This window comes from Staphylococcus piscifermentans, assembly GCF_900186985.1.
Taxonomy (GTDB): domain Bacteria; phylum Bacillota; class Bacilli; order Staphylococcales; family Staphylococcaceae; genus Staphylococcus; species Staphylococcus piscifermentans.
In genome coordinates, this window is record NZ_LT906447.1 from 333,216 (window position 1) to 356,428 (window position 23,213).

19 protein-coding genes are annotated in these 23,213 nt (G+C 40.9%); 13 read left to right on the forward strand and 6 right to left on the reverse strand.

The window, feature by feature from the left end; translation table 11 throughout:
- Position 1: 1 nt before the first annotated feature.
- Positions 2 to 706 (forward strand): SDR family NAD(P)-dependent oxidoreductase, encoded by a 705-nt coding sequence (locus CKV71_RS01405; RefSeq protein ID WP_095103057.1) that lies wholly within the window; start codon positions 2 to 4, stop codon positions 704 to 706.
- 450 nt (positions 707 to 1,156) lie between these two features.
- Here the strand turns inward: CKV71_RS01405 and CKV71_RS01410 are convergent, their stop codons facing one another.
- Positions 1,157 to 1,606, reverse strand: coding sequence for a very short patch repair endonuclease (locus CKV71_RS01410; RefSeq protein ID WP_095103059.1), 450 nt, complete (start codon positions 1,604 to 1,606; stop codon positions 1,157 to 1,159).
- Between the two features lie 307 nt (positions 1,607 to 1,913).
- Here CKV71_RS01410 and CKV71_RS01415 point away from each other — a divergent pair, with 307 nt between their 5' ends.
- From CKV71_RS01415 to tenA, 3 genes are read left to right on the forward strand one after another with little or no spacing between them, the layout of a single operon-like run.
- The gene (locus tag CKV71_RS01415) at positions 1,914 to 2,402 is read left to right on the forward strand and encodes a TspO/MBR family protein (RefSeq protein ID WP_095103061.1); all 489 of its coding nucleotides are present in this window, start codon (positions 1,914 to 1,916) and stop codon (positions 2,400 to 2,402) included.
- Between the two features lie 24 nt (positions 2,403 to 2,426).
- A complete protein-coding gene (locus tag CKV71_RS01420; protein WP_095103063.1) occupies positions 2,427 to 3,281 on the forward strand; it encodes a patatin-like phospholipase family protein in 855 nt (284 codons plus the stop codon).
- Positions 3,282 to 3,311: 30 nt separating this feature from the next.
- Complete coding sequence (tenA, locus tag CKV71_RS01425) at positions 3,312 to 3,992, forward strand: thiaminase II (RefSeq protein ID WP_095103065.1); 681 nt, start codon at positions 3,312 to 3,314, stop codon at positions 3,990 to 3,992.
- Between the two features lie 314 nt (positions 3,993 to 4,306).
- Here tenA and CKV71_RS01430 read toward each other — a convergent pair whose 3' ends face one another.
- The gene (locus tag CKV71_RS01430; protein WP_095103066.1) at positions 4,307 to 5,392 is read right to left on the reverse strand and encodes an amidohydrolase family protein; all 1,086 of its coding nucleotides are present in this window, start codon (positions 5,390 to 5,392) and stop codon (positions 4,307 to 4,309) included.
- A gap of 231 nt (positions 5,393 to 5,623) precedes the next feature.
- On the opposite strand from CKV71_RS01430, the gene CKV71_RS01435 reads away from it, so the two are divergent.
- Together CKV71_RS01435 and CKV71_RS01440 are read left to right on the forward strand one after the other, a co-directional pair.
- Positions 5,624 to 6,613: a hypothetical protein gene (locus CKV71_RS01435; RefSeq protein WP_095103068.1), complete on the forward strand. Its 990-nt coding sequence runs from the start codon at positions 5,624 to 5,626 to the stop codon at positions 6,611 to 6,613.
- A 186-nt stretch (positions 6,614 to 6,799) separates the two neighbouring features.
- The gene (locus tag CKV71_RS01440) at positions 6,800 to 7,345 is read left to right on the forward strand and encodes a hypothetical protein (protein WP_126557826.1); all 546 of its coding nucleotides are present in this window, start codon (positions 6,800 to 6,802) and stop codon (positions 7,343 to 7,345) included.
- A 567-nt stretch (positions 7,346 to 7,912) separates the two neighbouring features.
- On the opposite strand, the gene CKV71_RS01445 is transcribed toward CKV71_RS01440, so the two are convergent.
- The 3 genes from CKV71_RS01445 to CKV71_RS01455 all read right to left on the reverse strand — a co-directional run bounded on the left by CKV71_RS01445 (position 7,913) and on the right by CKV71_RS01455 (position 12,812).
- Complete coding sequence (locus tag CKV71_RS01445; RefSeq protein WP_095103072.1) at positions 7,913 to 9,037, reverse strand: hypothetical protein; 1,125 nt, start codon at positions 9,035 to 9,037, stop codon at positions 7,913 to 7,915.
- A 79-nt stretch (positions 9,038 to 9,116) separates the two neighbouring features.
- Positions 9,117 to 10,661, reverse strand: a complete 1,545-nt coding sequence (locus tag CKV71_RS01450; protein WP_095103074.1) for a hypothetical protein — start codon at positions 10,659 to 10,661, stop codon at positions 9,117 to 9,119.
- Positions 10,662 to 11,666: 1,005 nt separating this feature from the next.
- Positions 11,667 to 12,812: a hypothetical protein gene (locus CKV71_RS01455; RefSeq protein ID WP_095103076.1), complete on the reverse strand. Its 1,146-nt coding sequence runs from the start codon at positions 12,810 to 12,812 to the stop codon at positions 11,667 to 11,669.
- Positions 12,813 to 12,952: 140 nt separating this feature from the next.
- Here CKV71_RS01455 and CKV71_RS01460 point away from each other — a divergent pair, with 140 nt between their 5' ends.
- The gene (locus CKV71_RS01460; protein ID WP_095103078.1) at positions 12,953 to 13,138 is read left to right on the forward strand and encodes a hypothetical protein; all 186 of its coding nucleotides are present in this window, start codon (positions 12,953 to 12,955) and stop codon (positions 13,136 to 13,138) included.
- 122 nt (positions 13,139 to 13,260) lie between these two features.
- On the opposite strand, the gene CKV71_RS01465 is transcribed toward CKV71_RS01460, so the two are convergent.
- Complete coding sequence (locus tag CKV71_RS01465; protein ID WP_095103080.1) at positions 13,261 to 13,965, reverse strand: SDR family oxidoreductase; 705 nt, start codon at positions 13,963 to 13,965, stop codon at positions 13,261 to 13,263.
- A 222-nt stretch (positions 13,966 to 14,187) separates the two neighbouring features.
- Here CKV71_RS01465 and CKV71_RS01470 point away from each other — a divergent pair, with 222 nt between their 5' ends.
- From CKV71_RS01470 to CKV71_RS01495, 6 genes are all read left to right on the forward strand, one after another.
- Complete coding sequence (locus CKV71_RS01470) at positions 14,188 to 14,871, forward strand: flavin reductase family protein (protein ID WP_095103082.1); 684 nt, start codon at positions 14,188 to 14,190, stop codon at positions 14,869 to 14,871.
- Positions 14,872 to 15,398: 527 nt separating this feature from the next.
- A complete protein-coding gene (locus CKV71_RS01475) occupies positions 15,399 to 17,012 on the forward strand; it encodes an FMN-binding glutamate synthase family protein (protein WP_095103084.1) in 1,614 nt (537 codons plus the stop codon).
- A gap of 667 nt (positions 17,013 to 17,679) precedes the next feature.
- Positions 17,680 to 19,134 carry an MDR family MFS transporter gene (locus CKV71_RS01480; protein ID WP_095103086.1) on the forward strand — a complete coding sequence of 485 codons (1,455 nt, stop codon included), beginning with the start codon at positions 17,680 to 17,682 and terminating at the stop codon, positions 19,132 to 19,134.
- Positions 19,135 to 19,407: 273 nt separating this feature from the next.
- Complete coding sequence (efeO, locus tag CKV71_RS01485; protein ID WP_095103089.1) at positions 19,408 to 20,265, forward strand: iron uptake system protein EfeO; 858 nt, start codon at positions 19,408 to 19,410, stop codon at positions 20,263 to 20,265.
- Positions 20,262 to 21,485 (forward strand): iron uptake transporter deferrochelatase/peroxidase subunit, encoded by a 1,224-nt coding sequence (gene efeB / locus CKV71_RS01490; RefSeq protein ID WP_095103091.1) that lies wholly within the window; start codon positions 20,262 to 20,264, stop codon positions 21,483 to 21,485. The genes efeO and efeB overlap by 4 nt, the downstream gene beginning before the upstream one ends.
- Positions 21,466 to 23,193 carry an FTR1 family iron permease gene (locus CKV71_RS01495; protein ID WP_095103093.1) on the forward strand — a complete coding sequence of 576 codons (1,728 nt, stop codon included), beginning with the start codon at positions 21,466 to 21,468 and terminating at the stop codon, positions 23,191 to 23,193. Before efeB ends, CKV71_RS01495 begins: the two co-directional genes overlap by 20 nt.
- Positions 23,194 to 23,213: the final 20 nt, after the last annotated feature.

Sequence of the window (23,213 nt, forward strand, 5' to 3'; positions counted from 1 at the left end):
ATTGATGAGAGTTGTATTAATTACAGGCGGCAATAAAGGCTTGGGTTATGAAACGGCGAAAGCGTTGAAGGATAAAGGTTATCGTGTGTACATTGGTTCGCGTGATGAAGGTCGCGGTAAAAAAGCGGCGGAAGAACTCGGCGTGAAGAGCGTGCAGCTGGATGTGACTGAAGTGGAGACTTTGCGTAATGCGGCACATGAGATTCGTGAAGCGGAAGGTCGCTTGGATATCTTGATTAATAATGCTGGGATTTCTGGCGATGTGAAGAAAGTCGATGAAGTAACGGGTGCAGATGTCGAGCGTGTGTATGATACGAATGTCTTCGGCGTGGTGCGCACGATTCATATGTTTGTACCGTTATTGGAACAATCTGAGCAGCCTGTCATTGTGAATGTCAGCAGCGGCTTAGGCTCATTCGGCATGGTGACTGATCCGGATACTCAAGAGTCTAAAGTGAACTCGTTAGCATATTGTTCATCGAAATCAGCTGTGACGATGTTGACGGTGCAATATGCGAAAGGCTTGCCGCATATGCAAGTGAATGCTGCGGATCCGGGTCCGACGAATACAGACTTAGTGGGCGATTTCAGTAATAATTCGAAGCCCGCTTCTCAAGGCATTGTGCCTATTGTGAAGTTGGCAACAATTGATAAAGATGGCCCGACTGGAAAATTTGTCGGCGTAGATGGCGAGATGCCTTGGTAATGGTAGCGGAAATCAGCTGTGCAAAGGCGCAGCTGATTATTTTGAGAGTTACTGCCAAATAAGGAAGCAGGAATTGAAACAAGCGAGTGTTTCAATTCCTGTTTTTTAGGTTGTTGTTTGTAGCGATGCGAATGAGAGCGAACGTGTCCAATATACTGATTTTCTAGACACAACTCAAAAAGAAGTGTCCAGATTCGGGTGTTTTCTAGACACAACTCAGCAAGAAGTGTCTAGATTCGGGTGTTTTCTAGACACAACTCAAAAAGAAGTGTCCAGATTCGGGTGTTTTCTAGACACAACTCAGCAAGAAGTGTCTAGATTCGGGCGTTTTCTAGACACAACTCAGCAAAAAGTGTCCAGATTCGGGTGTTTTCTAGACACAACTCAGCAAGAAGTGTCTAGATTCCCGATGCGAACTGAGCAACCGCCACTTACCCAGCTACACCAACCTCATTTCGTCTCACGCTCCTCATCCATCTTTTCTTTATTTTTCGCAATGGCCGCTAAGACTTGATCGACGCATGCATCCATATCTTTGAAGACTTCATGCTTCTCCCAGAAACGCAGCACCGTATACCCCATTTCCTCAAGCTTGGCATTCACTTCCTCGTCACGCTCCATATTGCGCTCCAACTTCGGTATCCAGTAATCGCGATTCGTATGGATACGCTTCCGCTTCACATTCTCCCAATCGTAACCATGCCAGAACTCGCCATCCACAAAGACCAGTACATTATATTTCGTAATCGCAATATCCGGCGTACCCGGCAACTTCTTATAATTTTTGAAATAACGCACACCCTCATGCCACAAAGCCTTAGCCAACTGTGTCTCAGCCTTGCCGCCAGTGCCTCTGATTTTCGACATCATTTTAGAACGATACGCTTTAGATTCAGCCACATTCATTCACCTCTGCTTCGTCATACTCTTACTCTATCTATTCCCACGAACCCGCAGCACTATGCAGCTCAACACGATCGATACCCACGCTTCGTTCATAATTTCGCACCATGCATGCCCGCATAAGCCCTGTGTCAAGAACTCTTCCGTGACTTCAACCTCTCCAAAGCCCTCTTTTAAAAAAGAAAACTTAAAGAGTGCAGCCCCGTTAAGATACCGTTGAATATTAGAATCGCAAAGCCCCCCTTTAACATCCCGCAGATACGGGTATAGAGGAATTAATGAGTAGAAAAGGCAGGCTGATAAAATGAATAAACCATTGAAAGTGATTAGAAATATTGTACATTTGGCAACTCCGACTGTGGGTGGCATGTTGATCGGACGTTATGCGACGAGTAATGCGCGTGAAGATTATCATGAAGAAAAGAATCCGCCGTTATCGCCGCCGGGTATTACGTTTCCTATCGTGTGGACAGGTTTGTATGCGGCGATGGGCATTGCTTATACCGTAGCGCGTAATGTCAGCAAAGATAAATCGGTGCCGATTTCGCATTATACACAACTCGGCTTAAATTTCTTATGGTCGATTTTATATTTCAGATATAAGTTAAGAGGCACGGCGCTAATTGAAAGTTATGCACTCTTCGCAGCGGTCGTCGTGACTGCAGTTAACTTTTACAAAGCAGATAAAGTGAGCGGTCTCTTAATGATTCCTTATGCGGCTTGGTGTGCTTTCGCTAGTTATTTAGCAACAGGCAGTTGGATTCTGAATAAAGATAACGGTGACGTACAATAATTTTTACAAAGGAAGTGAATTTATATGACCACAAAATCAGTGATATTAGGTGCTGGCGGACAATTCGGCATGGCATTTGAAATCGGTTATTTGAAAGGTTTGGCAGATAAAGGTGTTAATTTACGCGATGCCGATGAATTCGTCGGTACTTCAGCCGGCGCTCAAGTAGGCACAGTGATAGCGTCAGATGCAGATTGGGATACAATTTGGGAAGAACAATTGAACTATCAGCGTGAAGAAGCTCATCCGCTGACTGACGCAGATTTAGCAGACTTGTTCCAAAAATTTGACTACATTGCGAGATCATCACGCACGGTTGAAGAGTGGGTTAACGGCATCAGCGAGTTGGCGATGAAGCCGAAAGTAGACCTCCCCGAAACGGAACGCTTGAACATGATCCGCAATAGTTTGGGTAATGCGGTATCAGGTTGGGTCAAAGGATTGAAAATTGTCGTTACGGAAGTGGAAACCAACCAACGTCGCGTCTTTGATCAAGATTCAGACGTCCCGCTCGTGAAAGCCATTGCGGCGAGTTGTGCGTTCCAAGGCGCCTATCCGACGATTGAAATCAATGGCAACCATTACTATGATGGCGGTTCTTACTCTTTAGAGAATCCCGATGTGAGCGAAGCGGATAAAGTAGTGGTGTTGGCAGCAAACTTGCCTGTGCTTACATCATTTTCACTCTCTGAACTGATTGAAGAAATGGAAAAACGCGGTCAAAATGTGCATCGTGTCGAACCGAATAGAGAAGTCATGCAAATTCTTGAAAAGTATGATAATAATACAATGAACGGTGCAATGCGTAAAGAAGTTGCAGAAGCGGCCAGAAAACAAGGCCAGAACGACGTAGACGCGATTTACGCATTTTGGCACTAATTTTTTCAACACAGCAAGGAGGAGCAAGAAGTGGCGAAATTTACAGATCGATTGTATGAACGCGTGGAGCCGATTTGGGCTTCATACATGGAACATCCATTCATCAAAGGGTTAGAAGACGGCAGTTTAGACGAAGAGAAATTCAAACATTGGTTGAAACAAGATTACATCTATTTAATCGAGTATGCGCGGCTATTTGCGATTGGGGCAGCCAAAGCAACCGACCTGAACATGATGTCCACCTACGCATCACTCATGGACGGCACCCTCAACACCGAAATGAACCTGCACCGAGACTACGCACAGAAATTCGGCATCAGCGAAACCGAACTCGAACAAACCGAACCCGCAGAAGTGACAACCGCCTATACTAGCTACATGCTCAATATGGCGCAAATCGGCGGCGTCGAGAACGTTATCGCAGCCATCCTGACCTGCACATGGAGCTACAACTATATCGGTTTGAACCTTGCGGAAAAAGAAGGCGCTAAAGAGCATGCCGGCTACAGAGAGTGGATCGAAATGTATGCTTCCGACGACTTTACACAGTTCAAAAAAGACTGCGTAGATTTAATGAACGCAGTTACCGAAGGCCGTTCAGAACAAGACTTGCAACGCTTAGAAGACATCGTTGTAAAAACAAGTTATTACGAATACAAATTCTGGGACATGGCAGAAAATCTCGAAACATGGGATGTTCCAGTGAAATAGAATAGTAAATGAGGGGGAGCGGGACTTAGTCGTTCTGCTCTTCTTTTTATGGTGAGTTGAATGGTATAGGTTTGATTAGCTATGATTGAAGTCAAAGTGTCGAGGCTGGCAACCGTTGCCTATACAGTTTCGGGCTAAAGTGTTGAGGCTCGCACCGGTCGCCTATACAGTTTCGGGCCAAAGTGTCGAGGCTCACAACCGTCGCCTATACAGTTTCGGGTCAAAGTGTCGAGGCAAGCCATCGTTGCCTAGACAGTTTTAGACAATAACGAGGACTAGGACAAAAAATGATGTCCTAGTCCTCGTTCATTTATTCATCGATTATGTTTATTCAACAAATCAATCGCATTTCTGCTGAAGATTTGGCGTTTTTCGTCTTCATCAAAATAATCGGTTTCTCTAATATTTTTTTCCATTTCAGCAATCCATCTATCCGGAGCAAAATGAGCATCTGAACCGAAGTGGAAATGAGAAACATCCGTCACTTCTTTAATTCCGGCAAACGTTGAATCACCTGTGGAAAGCGCCGTATCATAATGGAACTTTCTGATATAGTACGCAGCTGGTTGAGAAAGTGAGGACCAGCGTCTGAGAATATGCGCGTAATTTTTGAACATCTTCGTATAACGAATAGGATGTTTTAAGAAAGTCTTTACAAATCCGCCTTTATCTTTCCGCATAATCATATCGACGCGGTTGAGAGGATCCTCCAGAATATATTGCTCTGTTTTCAACGTTTCATCGATTCGCCATTCAAGGTAAGGTAAGACCCCTCCGGCATGTGCCAAAATGAAATCGATGTTAGGATAACGCTCTAGCGTACCGCTCAAAATCAAGTTGTTAGCCGCTCGCGTCGTATTAAAAGTAAATTCTTCAATGAAGTCAGTCGGGATATATTCCGGTGAAACGAATCCTTTTTCACTCGCACTCGGGTGAATGAAGACGACCGCATCTTTCTTATGAAGCAATTTCATAACAGCTTCGAATTTATCATTTCCTAAAAATTCTTCGCCGTAATTAGAGTAAAGTCCGACACCGTCTAATTTTAAGACGTCTAAGGCATACTCGATTTCCTTTAAACTTTCTTTCACATGTGGCAATGGAAGTAATGCGAAACTTTTGAAGCGACCTGGATAATCTCTTTTAAGCTGAGCTTGGTATTCATTCACTTTGCGTGCTACTTTCGCCGCATGCTTTTTCTTCAAAGGCATCGTGCCCGGCTCAGAAATCGAAGTCACGCCCACATCGATATCTAAATCATCCATCATTTTAATACTATCTTCAGGCGTCCAGTCTTTGATAGGAAAACCGCCAGCACTAGAGACACCTGCTTTTTTCAATTCATCTTTATAAAGTTTAGGAATTATATGGTGATGCACGTCAACAATTTGTCCTGTCATGCTTAAAACTTCCTTTCTATAAATTAATTGATATTCGCAACTAATATATGTATCTATTCACGTAAAAAGAAAAGATGAAACGTCAGCATAAATATTAGAGGCACTCTTTCGGAGATTGTACTTTCCAGAGTTTTCTTTCCAAAAGCATATAAATGATATAAAAGTTGTATGCTATTGTGTATACTACAGATAAAGTGTAACGACTTATAAATAGAGAGTGGAGGTTACGTGATGAAGTTTAGATATTTGGGTGCTGGTTTACTGGCATCAACTTTGTTATTGACGGCGTGTGGACAAGGGGATAAGAGTGAGGATACGAAATCTGAGAGTAAATCTGATTCAGGCAGCAAGAGTGATGGGTCGGGCTTCAGCAATTCGAGCAAGAAGGAAGACAATAGTTCGAATTCTTCTTCTGAATCGAAGTCGGAGAATCATAGCGATTCTGATTCGGAAAAGGAAAATTCTAAGAGCAGCAGTTCTGAGAATGAAGATACGAACAGTCCGCAGTATTTAGCGAAAGTTTGGGCGGCGGCGTTGCCTGCATATAGAGATACAGGCAGAGGCCAATTTGATGATATGAAAATAACTCATTATGATGTGTCGGGTAATGTGCTTAATCCATATAATGCAGATAATAGCATTAAGTTTCCAGAAGGGACACAAATGCTCTCGGGCTCTCCAACAGCTGCCGGTTTAGTAACATACAGCAATAATGGGGATGGAACAATTAATGTTTACAATGTTCCGAGTCATTTCCATGATCCTAGATGGTTAGAAAGTAATAGCTTCAGTCAAAGTGAATCAGAGAGAATTATGAATAATCCTAAGGTGGTTAAGTTATATGACGGTAATCAATCTGCTTTAGATGCAATTGCTTCTAAAATAGAAGAAGGTGGCCATAATTCTCAAGACATTGTTTATCATAATTCTGAGGAAAGCCAAGCTGATAGAGGAGATTCCGACAGTTCTAGCGATGATTCATCTTCTGATGACAGCAGTTCTTCTGAAGAAGTCACTCGTGAAAATGTGATTGATAAAGTTGAAGAGTACGAGGGTCATAATCTAGATACGAGCAAGTATACGTATAAAGAACCTGAGCAAAAGGGTGATGGCAGTTGGGGCTTCTCTTTTGATGACAAAGAGGGCAATTTAGCTGGCTCTTATATTGTAGATCCTGATGGTCACGTGACGGAATATGATGCGGATGGTAATGAAGTTTAATATTAAATTAATAAAGTGGAGCAAATAGCTTAGCGACCGCATTTAGAAGCACACTACCTCTTAAAAAGAGAAATTTTTTCGAAATAATTTGTTATTTTACACATATTTTGTAACTGAGCGTGTATAGTATTACTAAGCAACATGTTTTCGAAACTTTTTCCAAACGAGATAAAACAGGAGGTCAGTATGATGTTCAAATATGTAGCGGCTGGGGTATTAGCCTCAACATTAATTGTAACAACATCCGGACAAGACGAAAAAGGCGAGAAGACGAGTGATAACGGAAATCTATTGCAAGCAGTAACGCAAGGTAATGTTGCAGAAGCAGGCGCAGAATCTACTACTTCTTATCAAAAAGAAATAGCAAAAGTTTGGTTGACAGGATTACCGGATTATCAAAATAAAAATGTACCTAATGGCTTTGAAATTAATGTGAGAGATGTATCAGGACAGCCAGTTAATCCAGCAAATCCAGATTCTTCAGCTAAATATCCACAAGGAACAAAGGCGTTGAACGGTAGTGCAAATGCTGCAGGACACGTTGTTTATAAAGATAATGGTGATGGTACAATCAGTATATTTGATGCACCAATGCACTTCTCTGGTCCAGATTGGGAAAAAGCAGATTATAATAAAACAGAGACACAAAAAATTATCGATAATCCACAAGTAACTACAGTATATAATGGTGATGCAGCAACTGTTTCTTTATATGCACAATATGTAAAATAGATATGGGGGAGTGGGACAGAAATAATTTTTGATTAAAATTATTTCGTCTTCCCGCCCCGACAAAGCTAACTAGGATAGAAAAAAGCTTGGAACAAGCGCATTTTCTATTCAGATGGCTACTGTCAGTTCAGAAAAAGGGAGGCTTGGACGAGATAATGTCCAAGCCTCTTCTTTAGTGTGCGCAGAGTTATTTGATTGTTGGAAAGTGTGCGAGTTGTGATATTGGGTGCGTGTTGTGTGGCGAATAAATATGTTCGATGGGTGGATATATTGGACAAGGATTGAGTAAACGCGTCCAATAAACGGATATATTGGCCAAGAATTGAGTCAACGTGTCCAATAAACGAATATATTGGCCAAGAATGAGAGCAACGTGTCCAATAAATGGATATATTGGCCAAGAATTGAGTCAACGTGTCCAATATTCTGATGATCTAGACACTTCTGGAAAAGTAATGTCCAGATTCCAGTGTTTTCTAGACACTTCCGCCACACTAGTGTCTAGATTCTGCACTTCAGCTAGAATCCACCATCACCAAACTCCGATACACCACCATCTCAACTTATTTATTTTCGATAGTGGCTGAAATCGATAATATTAGAAGAGCCCACTTGGACATCACCGATCTGTAATTGGTGTTGTAATTCTTGATTCCATTGGTTAGGATTTTTCACTTTGCCATCTAAAGCTTTAAGTATAAGTTTGCGCACTTTCTCAGAATGTTTCATACCGTTTACTTCATTGTTAGCTAAGAATCGTTTGCGCATCGTAGCATCTTTTCCAATTTTTTCTAATTTATTAACTTTTATTGCTGGACTATCTGTAGGCAAAGGCATTAATCGCTCAAACCGAATATTTTTTGATGCCTCCGCTATCTCATCACGTTGTGCAGCTGGAATAAAGTCGAGCGGGTCTAAATGTTTCTTTTCAAAATACCCTTTGACTGTGTCGAGATATTCAGGCGGCATAAATACGAGTGTATCAAAAGGCTGATTTGTGTTAATGATAAAGGCGTTAAGCGATAACTCACCTGCCTGCTTGATAGGGATGCAATTAGTGTCCAGGAGCACAAATTGAGCTAATAAGGAAAGTTCGTCAGGAAGAAAAGTATCTAAAAAGGCATCCGAATCATCCTTGAAAGCTTTTTCAATCAAGTGAATAATATCGCTCTTTTTCCCTTTAGAGAAACCTTTGAGACCGAAACCGCGACAGATATCTTTCAACATATCTACAGAAAAATATGCATCCAATGCTTCTGAAAAAGAAAGCTTTTGATAGTGTCTCCCCATGCGTTGTTTTTGAACTGCTTCACCTATACTTTGCGCTTCTTTAGAACTTAAAAGCGGGCGCTTAGGATAACGATCATTTAAAATAAAATGATTATAAAGATTCAAAAAGTCATTGTCGATAAAATACATCACAGGAGAAATAGGTTGAACAACCTCTGTTTGGTTAAGTTGCTCCAAAAGTTGCAATTCCGCTTCGCCTAAAATGACCTCTTTTTGTTCATTTTGAATCAACAGTTCGATGATAAAAGCTTCCTCTTCGGAAAGATATTGAGCGAACTCCTTAAATATGGCTTCCTCATTTAAGATATATAAATTTTTAGTAAAGAAGCGAGGATTCTTCTCTTCAATCAAGTCACATAATTTTTGAGCTGATGGATCTAAGGTATTACGGTTCACTTTCATGTTATATGCCTCCTTTTTTTATAGAGATGGGGGTAAATAAAGCAATGTACCGCTTGGCAGTATTTATCTGAATATGAAATTAGTTATTTTGCATTGCGTCAAATTCCGCTTTCGTATGACCGCGATATTTCCATAAACGGATATGATTATAGATTTTTTTAAGCTGGCGTTTAGCTTCTAATTCATTAAATTTGCGAACACTATCCGCATTCTTCAATTCTTGTAAGATTTGATCCGCATCTTCAAAAGTGATTAAACTTTTTAACGGTGACAGAATAAGCAAGTCTATTGACATGAGTTGAAAATCTTCATCATTATCTTTAATTAATTTTCGGAAGAATTTTATAGCGTCTTGCGTATTTGGATCTTGCCCATGCAGGTGCTTATCGTCATACTCGGTTAAATCCTCTAAACTTTCTGGTTCATAATAAGGAGTATCTTCATAGTATTCTTCGATGTCAGGATAAACATCAACCAAGGCAGGATTAATATATACTTGTTCTTTCAGTTCTGAATCTTCAAAAGTATCTTTGGCAATTGCTTTGACCTCCGCTTCACTATTATTCTCTTCCAATAAGTGATTAAGCATTTTGGCCGCAAAGGTATAAGAAACTATTCCGTATATATCTGCTAAATACGTAAGAACATGTCCTTCTGGAGTCATATTTTCTAAATATTCCAATATACTTTGAGCCTGTTCAGTCAGTTCTGGATCCACATCTTTGAGTTCCTTTTCCCAATCAATGTCTGCTTCCCAGTCAAAATCCTCTTCTTCAAGCGCAGGCAATCCCTCATAAAATTCTTTATCTTCGGATTTGATATAGTCTGAAGGATCCATTTGATGTTCTTGGAAAAATGATTTCACAATACCCAATGTGTCTGCTGGAATGTAATAAGTCAATCCTCTAAAGCTTTCAGCTGCTATAAAGAATGCTAAATTCAATCCATGAGCACGCAGGAAAGAAATGCTGTTGCGGTCTTCAATTATTAGGTAAGCTAATAATGCATAGGCCGATTTAGGGTACCCCGATAAATAATTATCAGGATTGGCACGAAAATCCGCTTCGATTAATTGGATAATATGACTTTTCGGTCCTTTAGAAAATCCCTTAATCTTATGAGTGCGGCAAATATTTTTTAATTCGTCTACACTATAATGAAAATCTAAAAAGTCTTTAAAAGTAATGTTGTCCTCTTCACGTCTTTCCTTTTCAATAAGATAATCTCCACTTACCGTATTTTTAACTTCTAGAGAAACAGCAGGTAGTTCGGGGTACTTATCTTTTAATACATAATGATTGTAATTATTTAGAAATTCATTATCTACATAATAAACTTCTTTTTCAATTGGCAAAAGATAATTTGTCATGCTCAGATATTTTAAATTTTTAGCCTCATCTTCACCAATATGTGCCAAATAGTAAGTATCTTTAATTAAATTTTCGATAGTCTTCTTTTCTTTTGTAGAAATTTCTTTTGCGAAATAGCGATAGAGCGCTGCTTCAGGATCATCCAATTTAAATATTTCTGTAACATCATATTTAGGGTTATTGCTGATCTTCGGCAAAACTTCCAAAATGTCTTTAAGAGTACCCTCTACTAAAAAGCTTGCTGGTCGAGTCATCTATATCCGCTCCTTAGATTATTTATTAGATATGTATAACTTCATTTTAATGGTAGAACATACTGATTTCTAATTTTTGTGTAAAAATAGAGCTGAAATATAAAATTTCAACTCGCTTATGAAAAAAGTATAACTATCTGAGAAGAAATTGCGCTTGATTTGTGCTTCATCTTGTTTTAGATAACTTTGTTGAAGCGGAGGTGTCCAAAAAACGGATATATCGGACAAGGATTGAGTCAACGTGTCCAATAAACGGATATATTGGACAAGATTCGAGTGAACGTGTCCAATAAACGAATATATCGGCCAAGAATTGAGTCAACGTGTCCAATAAATGGATATATTGGACAAGAATGAGTAGAACGTATCCAATATCCTAATAATCTGGACACTTCCTGAAAAGTAGTGTCTAGATTCCGGTGTTTTCTAGACACTTCTCAAAAAGTAATGTCTAGATTAAGGTGTTTTCTGGACACTTCTCAAAAAGTAATGTCTAGATTAAGGTGTTTTCTGGACACTTCTCAAAAAGTAGTGTCTAGATTAAGGTGTTTTCTGGACACTTCTCAAAAAGTAGTGTCCAGATTCTGGTGTTTTCTATACACTTCTCAAAAAGTAATGTCCAGATTCCGGTGTTTTCTAGACACTTCTCAAAAAGTAGTGTCTAGATTCCGTTGTTTTCTGGACACTTCTCGAAAAGTAGTGTCTAGATTCCGTTGTTTTCTAGACACTTCTCAAAAAGTAGTGTCCAGATTCCGTTGTTTTCTAGACACTTCCCGAAAAGTAGTGTCCAGATTCCAGTGTTTTCTAGACACTTCTCAAAAAGTAGTGTCCAGATTCCGGCTCTTTCTGGACACTTCTCAAAAAGTAATGTCCAGATTCCGGCTCTTTCTAGACACTTCCGCCGCACTAGTGTCTAGATTCCGGCTCTTTCTAGACACTTCGCACCAACTCCGCTCCAACCTCGCTCACACATCTCAGACCCCAGCGCTCACCGCACCAACTCACTTACTTACGATATTGATTGAAATCAATCACATTGTTATTAGAATTCGAATTTTTCGGCGTTTCCTCAGCTTCCTCTTTTTCTTCCTCAAACTGACTAAACAACTTTTCCAAATCCTCTTCTGATTTGATTTTGCCATCCATAATTTGAGCAATGACTTGGCCTACTTGGTCATTATCATCATCTTCATCAAAGCCGATTAATTCAGCAATCATTTCACGCATTTCCTCATCTTGACCAGCTTCCGCAAACGCTGCAATCGCCTCATCTACATTTTCCGGTGTTTGATCAGTCATCGCCTGCAATTTTTTCATTTGCATCAACTCTTCATACATTTCTCTTTCTTCAGGTGGAATTAAATCTAAAGGATCAATGCCTTTAAAGGCGAAATATTCCTGCAAGTATTCAAAGACATCTACCGGCATATATAAAATTTGAGCAGCCATATCTTTGCCGATCATAAAGACCTCTAAATCTAAATCGCCCATTTCGTCATAAGGAATCGTATTGCGGTCCTCAATCATAAAGTAAGCAATCAGTCCAATCGCATCAGGACTTAAATGCTTAAACAATTCAAAAGGGTCCTCCATAAATTTATCCTGAATTAAATTAATAAGATAATCTCCATTACCTTTAGAGAAACCTTTAATTTTAAAAATACGACAGATTTCTTTTAAATCTTTTACATAAAAATTAGACAAGTAATCCGCCAAATATAAATGCTCATATCGTTTACGCGCTTCTTCAGTAAAATACATATCCGCCAACATTTCTTTCTCCTCAGAATCGAGCGGCGTCAAAGGTTGATATGCACCATCTAAGACATATTGATTGTATTTATTTAAGAAATCCACATCAATATAATAACTATCCTTATCAATAGGAAATAAATAATTAGTCGTTATCAAATAATCCATTTCTTGCGCTTGAGTTTTCGGTAAAGCAGGTGTATTCGTTTCTAACGTAATCAAACTTTCAATCAACTGCTTCTCAGTACTAGAAATATGCGCCGCAAACTCACGATATACTTGCGCTTCCGGAACATCTCCCGAATGACTGTGCGTAAAATCCTTATCTTTATTGAAAGCTTCAATCGCCGCAAGCAGTTGAAGCTTATTACCATTAATGCCGACTGGGAATTGATACAAAATGGGTCACCTCATGAATAATAGATTTACTTTATAATATATTCTAACTTAATCAGACCGCACCTCCTAATAATTACACTAAAGCAACAGAAAATATGGTAAATTGATAGATAGAAATACTGCAAACAAGGAGTACACATATGAACACGTCAACCATCGCATTTGCACTCATCATCTTGGCCAGCTTCCTATTGACCAACATGATTTCCAACCGCTACATCCATTACAAAGACCGCACAGGACTCTTCCTGTTGACACGCGTCGGCATTTTCATAGGCATCTATCTCGTTTTATTTAGCGCATACTACTTACTATTTATCGCCTAACGCAATACAAATGCTGTTTTGGAAAAAGAAAGACCGGAAGAACAGACGGTGCTGAAGTTGTGAAACTTCAACCTCCGAAAGTCTCTCCGGTCTTTTAACTTTGCGCGCCTTCGAAGCGCGCTCTAAACAGGGCGCACCGTGATTTCATTCACATTCACATAATCAGGTTGTGAAAATGCATAAACCACAGCATTGGCAATATCTTTAGGTTCTAATTTCTTACGGTCTTCCGGTTGATAATGGCTAGTCATTTCAGTGTCCACCATGCCGGGTGAAATACTTGTCGCGCGAATACCTGTTTTCGCGAGTTCTTTTTCCAGACCTTGCGTAATCGCGTGTACCGCTGTTTTCGTAGCACTGTAGATGGCACTGCCTTTAGTCACTTCAAAGCCTGAAATCGAGGCAATGTTGAAGATGTGACCGCTGGATTGCTGTTGGAAATGGGGCATCACAGCATTGATGGCATACAATAAACCTTTCACATTGACATCAATCATATCATCCCATGCTTCGACGTCTCCATCAGTAATTTTCGAAGATTTCATTTGACCGGCACTATTAACTAAGATATCGACTTGGCCGAATTGTTCAATCGTTTGTTTTACCACGCGTTCCACTTCGTCGCGGTGAGTGACATCTGCCGACATAATATCAAAGTGTTTCGCGCCTGCTTTGCGCAATTCAGCAGATACAGCTTCTAATTTCTCTTCACTGCGTGCAACTAATACGACAGTCGCTCCTTCGTTGGTTAATTTCAAAGCGATGGCTTTCCCGATTCCGCTGCTGGCACCAGTGATGATGGCTACCTTTTTATAAATTTCAGTCATGCATACTCCGCCTTTCACATTTATGATTTACTTCTACATTAACATATTCCCTTTTTTAGTAATGCAATCAGCTTGCAGAGGAAGTTTTTTTAAAAGGAATTCCGCAAAATAAATACTAATTTATAGTTTGAAGCTATAAGTTTATTGTTTATTAATAATAGACTGAAAATTATGGTAATTGTAAAATAAAATTAAGTTTAAATGTGAGAGGAGATTTTTATTATGGAATATTCACCTAAACAAGGAATTCGCAGTCACGGATTACCGCACGATCCGTTTAAGAGTAGCACAGTACCTAGACCGATCGGCTGGATTTCAACGATTTCAGAAGACGGTAAAGATAATTTAGCGCCTTACAGCCAATATCAAAACCTGACTTGGGATCCGCCGATGGTGATGTTTGCGGCTAACCAATCCGTATTAGGTGACCATGACCGTAAAGATACCGTCGTGAATGCTGAAAAAACAGGTTGGTTCGTATGGAACATGGCGACGTATGATTTGAGAGAAGCGGTCAATTTATCTTCCAAAGCCTTGCCACCAGAAGAAGATGAATTTGAATTTGCTGGTGTAACTAAAGAAAAATGTATCGAAGCACCTGGTCATCGCGTTAAAGAATCACCTGTACATTTCGAGTGCGAGTATGTACAAACGATTCGTATTCCGACAGGAGACCCAGTCTCAACCGTAGATATTGTAATTGGCCGCGTCGCACAAGTACACATTGATGACAAAGTCATTTTAGATAATGGCAAGTTAGATATTAAATCTATTCGTCCGATTGCCCGCCTAGGATATTACGATTACACCGTTGTGGACGAAATCTTTGAAATGAAAGCTCCAGCAGCTTCAAAAGAAGAATTGGCAGGTCTTGAGGGACGCAATTTCGATAATAAATCTGAATAGCGCTTGAAAGTTTGTTGTGAGAAGGTGAGCGGCGGAAGTGGCCGAAACTGTATAGGCAACGATTGCGAGCCTATACACATAAGCCCGAAACTGTATAGGCAACGGTTGCGAGCCTATACACATAAGCCCGAAACTGTATAGGCAACGGTTGCGAGCCTATACACTTAAGCCTGAAACTGTATAGGCAATGATTGCGAGCCTCGACACTTAGGCCTGAAACTGTATAGGCAACGATTGCGAGCCTATACAGTTTTGCCATTATAAGCGACATTTCTGCTTAACTAGCAGCACCGCCATATCATATAATCCTAGCCATACTATATAACCCCCGCCACGCTACACCCCCAGCTTCACGCACTCTTCTCATCTTTCCCGCTCTCCAAGGCTTTCTTTTCCGAGAAAAGCGCACTAGAGGATGAAACGCTTTCAATTTTGTCGTACAATTGAATTATAGTTGAATTGTATGCGTGTTCAGCGGTTGTGGGCCGCTACATAATACGGGCATTAGAGAGAAAGGGGAGTCTGATATGATTGTGCTTACGATTCTTCAATTTATTATTAATATTATTTTAGTGGGCGCGCTGTTTGCGATTATTATTACGGCGCTGGTCTTGTTGTTCAAGGACAAGAGACAGAAGCAACATAGTGTGCTGCGCAATTATCCGGTGTTGGCGCGGGTGCGTTACTTTTTTGAAAAGATTGGTCCGGAGTTGCGTCAGTATTTGTATTCTGATGATACGAAGGGTAAGCCGTTTTCGCGGAGTCAGTATACGAGTATTGTGAAGGCGGGCAAGTATAAGTCGCGTATGGCGAGTTACGGAACGGAGTATGATTATGAGGATGGATTTTATATCCAGAATACAATGTTTCCGAAGCAAGCGGCGGAGTTGCGTATTGATCAAACGGGTATGATTTCGACGTTTATTTATAAGATTGATAATGAGCGTTTGTTTGATCGCGATGAGCATCGTGTTGAGGACAAAGTAGATCCGTTTTATTTGTCTGACGAGGATGCGGTGGTCCTTGGCGAGAAGTTGGAACATCCTTTCAAAGTGAAGCGTTTGGTCGGGCAATCGGGCATGAGTTATGGTGCGCTCGGCGGAAATGCGATTACTGCGTTGTCTATTGGGTTAGGACGCGCGGGAACTTGGATGAATACCGGTGAGGGAGGTTTGTCCAATCATCACTTGAAGGGCGGCGGCGATATTATTTTCCAAATTGGGCCTGGATTATTCGGTGTCCGCACGCCTGATGCGAAGTTTGACCCTAAGGCTTTCAAGACTTTGGCAAAAAGAGACCAGGTGAGAGCCTTCGAAATTAAGTTGGCGCAAGGTGCGAAAACGCGCGGTGGCCATATGGAAGGCGAGAAAGTAACGGAAGAAATCGCGAAAATCCGTCACGTGGAACCAGGCAAAACGATCAATTCACCGAACCGCTTCGAATTTATCCATAATAATGATGACTTGCTTGATTTCGTGACGCAGTTGCAAGAAATGGGTCAAAAACCAGTCGGCTTCAAAATTGTGGTCAGCAAGGTGGCTGAAATTGAGAAATTGGTGAAAACGATGGCCGAACGTAATGAATATCCGAACTTCATCACAGTGGACGGTGGTGAAGGCGGTACCGGCGCAACTTTCCAAGAATTGCAAGACGGTGTCGGTCTACCGTTATTTACAGCATTGCCGATTGTTTCTGGAATGCTGGAAAAATATGGCATCCGTGACCATGTTAAAATTTTCGCTTCTGGTAAGTTGGTCACACCTGATAAAGTGGCGATTGCGCTTGGATTGGGCGCGGATTTAGTCAACGTGGCACGCGGTATGATGATTAGTGTGGGCTGCATTATGAGTCAGCAATGCCATATGAACACTTGCCCTGTCGGCGTAGCCACTACAAATCCTAAGTTAGAAAAAGGTTTGATTGTCGACGAGAAAAATTATCGTGTAACCAATTATATTACCAGCATGCATGAAGGTTTGTTTAACCTGGCAGCTGCGGTCGGCGTGGAAAGCCCGACCGAGATTTCGCAAAATCACGTCATTATAAAAGAAGGCGGCGGTTTGCGTACGATTGGCGACTATAAATTGAAGCTGATTGAGACGGGACGCGAAGCGGAACGTCAAAGAAATACTGCTTCTTAAAAAGAGAACTTAGTGAGGTTAGCTATGAAGGAATCTATGGATACAGATTCTTTCATAGCTATTTTTTTTGTGTGTGGGGGAGCGGGACAGAAATTTGTAGAAAACGTATACAATAAATAGATATATTGGCCAAGATGGGAGGGAACGTGTCCAATATCCTACTTTTCTAGACACAACTCAAAAACTAGTGTCTAGAAAGTGGTGTTATTTAGACACTTCTCGAAAAGTAGTGTCTAGAAAGTGGTGTTATTTAGACACTTCTCGAAAAGTAGTGTCTAGAAAGTGGTGTTATTTAGACACTTCTCGAAAAGTAGTGTCTAGAAAGTGGTGTTATTTAGACACTTCTCGAAAACTAGTGTCTAGAAAGTGGTGTTATTTAGACACTTCTCAAAAAGTAGTGTCTAGAAAGTAGTGTTTTCTAGACACTTCTCAAAAAGTAATGTCCAGATTCCGCCTTTTTCTAGACACAACTCACCAACTAGTGTCTAGATCCGCGCCACACCCCACAGCGCACATCATCCGCGCCTCCTCGCTCAACCCCGCCCCCCAAGCTTTAACGCAATTCACAAACAAACTTAAAGCTACCTACACTTATCCTATGGTATGATAGGGGACGTCTAAAAAAATAGAAATGATAATAAGGCATGTAATATAAAGGAGATGACCTATGTCACTAAAATCTAAATTAATCATGATTGTTACAATGCTGCTCGGCGGTTTCTTCGGCTTACTGAATGAGACCTTGTTAGCAACCGCGCTCCCCAGCATTATGAAAGATTTTCATATTGAATATACACAAGTGCAATGGCTGACAACGGCCTTCTTGCTGACGAATGGTGTCGTTATTCCACTCTCAGCGATGATTATCCAACGTTACAGTACACGCCAAGTCTTCTTGACGGCGATCCTGATATTTTTAATCGGCACAGTAGTCGCTGGCTTCAGCCCGAACTTCACTGTCTTGCTCATAGCGCGCATTGTTCAAGCATTAGGTTCAGGCATTATGATGCCGTTAATGATGACAACTATCCTCGATATCTTCGAGCCGCATGAACGCGGAAAATATATGGGAATCTTCGGATTAGTAATCGGCTTAGCACCAGCTATCGGGCCGACACTATCCGGATATCTGGTCGAATACTATAATTGGCGCTCACTCTTCCACGTCGTTACACCGATTGCTGCCATCACTTTCTTGCTCAGCTTGAAATTTATTAAAAATGTCGGCACCACACGCAAAGTACCGATCGATCTCCTTTCCATCATTTTCTCAGTACTTGGATTCGGCGGTCTCCTATACGGTACCAGCTCGATTTCACGCGACGGTTGGGATGACCCGATTGTCCTGACTACCATTATCGGCGGTCTGATTTTAGTAGGTCTCTTTATCTTCCGCCAAACGCGTCTGACAACACCTTTACTCGACTTTCGCGTCTTTAAAGAAGGTCAGTTCGCAGTCGGCATTTTAATTATGGCACTGACGATGATTGCCATGATCGGCTCAGAAACTGTGCTGCCGATTTTCGTACAGAACATTATGGGCAAACCAGCATTAGAATCAGGCTTGACGCTATTACCTGGTGCCATCGTGATGGGCTTCATGTCCGTCTTCTCAGGTTTCCTTTTTGAAAAATTCGGTGCGAAAAGCCTCGCCTTCATCGGTATGGGCATTGTCGTCATTACGACATCTTATTTCGTCTTTATGGATGAACACACATCCACCGCCATGCTGTCGACAGTATATGCGATTCGCATGATTGGGATTGCACTCGGTTTAATGCCATTGATGACACATACCATGAACCAGTTGTCGCACCAGATGAACGCGCACGGGTCCTCGATGACCAACACTGTGCAACAAATTTCCGCTTCAATCGGAACAGCTATCCTCTTTACCATCATGAGCCATTACGCGAAAATCTTTAAACCGGATATGGCAGATTACAAAGGACTGGCTCCCAAAGAAATTAAAGCGAACATTGCTCGAGACGCTATGCTGAATGGCTATCACGCTGCCTTCTGGTTTACCGTCATTATTGCAATTATCGCGTTCTTCAGTGTCTTCTTGCTGAAAAGTAAAAAGAAAGCCCGGAAATCGGCTTATGTTGAAGATAACGCCTAATATTTGTACGCAACCCTTCCTATATAAACACCCCAAATGTTGAACTTATCCCTTCAACGTTTGGGGTGTTTAAATATGTGTATCTCACAAGCATCCACCCACCTTTCCAAAGCCTTCTTTTCCGAATAGAATTTAAAAAAGCAATAGATTAAAATGAATTTTAAATTATATTGACACCCTCTAAGCCGCAACTTATAATTATATTGATAACGATTATCAATTTCATTTGTAAAGATTAAATTAGGAATTTGAGAGAAAACATGAGGTGACGATATGAAAAAGGTAACATCAGTTTTATTGGCGACGTCGATTTTATTAGCAGGGTGCGGTAATGGCAGCAGTGATTCGAAGGATAGTAAGGGAGCGGACTCTAAGTCTTCATCTGAAAATAAAAAAGAACTAAAGCAAGCGACTAACGAATATAAAAAGTATACTGACAAGCAGCTGGATGAATTCTTGAAAGGTACTGAGGACTTTACAAAAGCGGTTAAGGATAAAGATGCTGAGAAAGCGAAGGAATTGTATCCGAAAGTGCGTATGTATTATGAACGTTCTGAGCCGGTTGCGGAAGCTTTCGGTGATTTAGATCCGAAGATTGATGCGCGTTTAGCAGATTTGAAGGAAGAAAATAAGGAATCTGAATGGACAGGCTACCATAAGATTGAGAAAGCATTGTATCAAGATAATCAATTGAATGCTCAAACGGATAAAGATGCGGATCAATTGTTGAAAGATGCGAAGGAATTGGATGCGAAAGCGGATACTTTAGATATTACGCCGAAATTGATGTTACAAGGGGCAGTCGACTTGTTAAATGAAGTCTCAACTTCGAAAATTACAGGTGAAGAGGAAATTTATTCTCACACTGACTTATATGACTTCAAAGCGAACATTGAAGGGGCACAAAAAATTTATGAACTCTTCAAACCGATTTTAGTGAAAAAGGATAAAAAATTAAGCGATACCATTCAAACGAACTTTGATAAAGTGAATAAATTACTTGATAAATACAAAGAAGGTGACGGCTACGCATCTTACGACAAAGTCACAAAAGAAGACCGTAAAGCGTTATCTGATGCGGTAAATGCGTTAGGAGAACCGTTAAGTAAGATGGCTGTGGTTACAGAATGATACAAGACAAGCATGAAGGTAATGAAGTATCTCGTCGTTCCTTTCTGAAAATGTTAGGAATCGGCGGAGCAGGTGCAGTAATCGGAGCGAGCGGTGTCGGCGGTATCTTCACGTTCAAATCTATGTTTGACACACCTGAAGATAAAGAGAATGATGCCTATGAATTTTATGGGAAAGTACAACCGGGTATCACGACGCCTTCGCAGAAAAATGTAAATTTCGCAGTTCTTGAGTTGAAGAGCAAAGACAAGGCTGCAATTAAAGAGATGTTTAAAGAATGGACGAAAATGAGCGTTAAAATGATGGACGGTTCTTTGATTGGGAAGTCGACAAAGAACAGTCTGCTTCCGCCTGAAGATACAGGAGAAGCGGTCGGGCTCGGAGCAAGCAAACTCACGTTGACATTCGGTGTCAGCAAATCCTTTATGAAAAAACTCGGCCTCTCCAGCAAGATTCCGAACGATTTCAAAGACCTGCCGCACTTCCCGAACGACCAGCTCGATAAAGCCTTCACAGGCGGCGACATCATGATTCAAGCCTGCGCGAACGATCAGCAAGTGGCCTTCCACGCCGTGCATAACCTGATACGACCGTTCCGAGACCTGATTCAAGTCAAATGGTCTCAGACAGGCTTTGTGTCCGGCAAGCCGAAAGAAACCCCTAGAAATCTCATGGCCTTTAAAGATGGCACCGTGAACCCGCGCAGCAACGATGAATATAAAGATTATGTCTTTATTAACGACGGCTGGGCTAAAAATGCGACCTATTGCATTGCGCGTAAGATTCAAATTCATATCGAAACCTGGGATCGTACAGCCTTAGAAGAACAAGAAGCTACTTTCGGACGTTATCGTCACTCGGGCGCACCGCTCGGCAAGAAGAAAGAGTTCGATGAAATGGACTTGAAAGCTAAAGACAGTGCAGGACAGCCGGTCATTCCTGCTGATGCGCATGCACGTTTAGCGAAAGAAGCGAAAACTTCTATTTTACGCCGTGCTTATAACTTTATGGATGGAACAAATGAAGAGACAGGTGCTCTGAATACTGGACTGCTCTTCTTATGTTTCCAGAAAGCACCGCAGCAATTTATCGACATCCAGAACCATTTAGGACATAAAGACAAGTTGAATGAATACATCACCCATCGAGGTTCAGGACTTTTCCTTATTCTTCCTGGGGTGAAAAAGGGAGGATATCTGGGTGAGACACTATTTAGTTAAAATTGCATTTTGCGTGGCGCTGCTCGGTCTTCTTTTTCCCATCAAAGCTTTACCATTAAGTGCAGCGTCAGAAACCAGTATGAGTGATGCTTATATTGCGATTTCTGATGCGAAAGAGACGCTGAATGATAAAGGGAAGTCAGAAGCGGATAAAAAAGCAGCCGTGGATAAGGTGAAAACTGAGATTGATAAGTTGAAAATTAATGACAGCAAAGCAGGCAAGAAAGTCAAAAATGAAGTGAAAGCTTTAGACAAAACACCTTCTGACCAGAAGAAAGCAGAAGACATGTCTGATTTGACGAAAGCCTTGATTGCTTATGAAAATGCACAAGCTAGCGGCAACTCAGGTGCTGAAATTAAAAAATTGCAAGATGCGGTTGATGGTAAAGATCAAGCAATGAAAGCTGCCATCAAAGCCAAGGATCAAACGCAGTTGAAAGCTCTGAATGCACAATTGAACCAAATTTGGACAAGTAATGAAACGGTTATCCGAAATTATGATGCGGATAAATATGGTCAAATTGAAGTGGCATTAATGCAATTGCGTGTAGCTGTGGAAAAGGAACCTTTGAAACCGCAAAAAGTAGAAACAGCATGGCAAACTTTCAAATCTGGTGTTGATAATGTCAACAAGAAACAATCTGCAGATACTAAAGGTCAATATCATGTAACGCAATTGAATGACGAACTGGATAAAGCCATTCAAGCGATTGATGATAATGATTTAGATAAAGCAGATGCAGCGTTAGGGAAATTCATTCAAGTTTGGCCGTATGTAGAAGGTAAGATTCAAACTAAGAACGGCAGTTTATATACAACGATTGAAGATAAAATCCCTTACTATCAAAGTATCTTAGATAACTCGAACAAAGATCGTGTGAAAGACGGATTGTCTGATATTAATAAGGATATCAAAGACACTGTCGGCAAATCAGGTTATAATGCAATCGATGTCATGATTATCTTCTTACGTGAAGGATTAGAAGTCTTGTTGATTGTGATGGCTTTAGTTACCATGACACGTCAGTCTGGCGATAAGAAAGGTACAACAAGTGTCATCGGAGGCGCCTTGCTCGGTTTAGTATTGAGTTTAATACTGGCATTTGTCTTTATCCAAACACTTGGCAACAGTGGTATCTTGCGTGAAGGTATGGAAGCGGTATTAGGTATCGTAGCAGTAATCTTGATGTTTGCTGTAGGTATCTGGATGCACAATAAATCCAATGCACAACGTTGGAATCAAATGATGCAATCTATGTATGATAAAGCAGCCAACAATCGCAGTCTAGCTTTGTTAGGCTTAATCGGTTTGATTTCCGTCATGCGTGAAGGTGTGGAAGTGATTTTATTCTACATGGGTATGATAGGCGAAGTATCAGCGAAAGACTTTATATTAGGTATCGGAATCGCACTCGTAATTCTCGTTATCTTTACGGCACTCTTCCGCTTCATCGTCAAACTCATCCCAATTCGCTACATTTTCAGAGTACTTTCTATCTTAATCTTTGTTATGGCGTTTAAAATGCTCGGTGTCAGCATTCAGAAAATGCAATTGCTCGACACAGTACCGCAACACAGCATTGAACACTTGCCGACATTAAGTTGGATTGGATTCTATCCAAGTTGGGAAACGATTATACCGCAACTTATTTTTATAGCATTAATCGCACTCTACACTTATTTTTCAAATAAAAGAAAACCAGCATAAAAAGACACCCGTTTTACACA

What these genes read in the sequence shown, in the direction of transcription:
- CKV71_RS01415 (WP_095103061.1), top strand. Translation starts at nt 1,914, where the DNA reads ATGAATAAACCATTGAAAGTGATTAGAAATATTGTACATTTGGCAACT.
- CKV71_RS01420 (WP_095103063.1), top strand. Translation starts at nt 2,427, where the DNA reads ATGACCACAAAATCAGTGATATTAGGTGCTGGCGGACAATTCGGCATG.
- CKV71_RS01430 (WP_095103066.1), bottom strand. Translation starts at nt 5,392, where the DNA reads ATGACAGGACAAATTGTTGACGTGCATCACCATATAATTCCTAAACTT.
- CKV71_RS01435 (WP_095103068.1), top strand. Translation starts at nt 5,624, where the DNA reads ATGAAGTTTAGATATTTGGGTGCTGGTTTACTGGCATCAACTTTGTTA.
- CKV71_RS01440 (WP_126557826.1), top strand. Translation starts at nt 6,800, where the DNA reads ATGATGTTCAAATATGTAGCGGCTGGGGTATTAGCCTCAACATTAATT.
- CKV71_RS01445 (WP_095103072.1), bottom strand. Translation starts at nt 9,037, where the DNA reads ATGAAAGTGAACCGTAATACCTTAGATCCATCAGCTCAAAAATTATGT.
- CKV71_RS01450 (WP_095103074.1), bottom strand. Translation starts at nt 10,661, where the DNA reads ATGACTCGACCAGCAAGCTTTTTAGTAGAGGGTACTCTTAAAGACATT.
- CKV71_RS01460 (WP_095103078.1), top strand. Translation starts at nt 12,953, where the DNA reads ATGAACACGTCAACCATCGCATTTGCACTCATCATCTTGGCCAGCTTC.
- CKV71_RS01465 (WP_095103080.1), bottom strand. Translation starts at nt 13,965, where the DNA reads ATGACTGAAATTTATAAAAAGGTAGCCATCATCACTGGTGCCAGCAGC.
- CKV71_RS01470 (WP_095103082.1), top strand. Translation starts at nt 14,188, where the DNA reads ATGGAATATTCACCTAAACAAGGAATTCGCAGTCACGGATTACCGCAC.
- CKV71_RS01475 (WP_095103084.1), top strand. Translation starts at nt 15,399, where the DNA reads ATGATTGTGCTTACGATTCTTCAATTTATTATTAATATTATTTTAGTG.
- CKV71_RS01480 (WP_095103086.1), top strand. Translation starts at nt 17,680, where the DNA reads ATGTCACTAAAATCTAAATTAATCATGATTGTTACAATGCTGCTCGGC.
- efeO (WP_095103089.1), top strand. Translation starts at nt 19,408, where the DNA reads ATGAAAAAGGTAACATCAGTTTTATTGGCGACGTCGATTTTATTAGCA.
- efeB (WP_095103091.1), top strand. Translation starts at nt 20,262, where the DNA reads ATGATACAAGACAAGCATGAAGGTAATGAAGTATCTCGTCGTTCCTTT.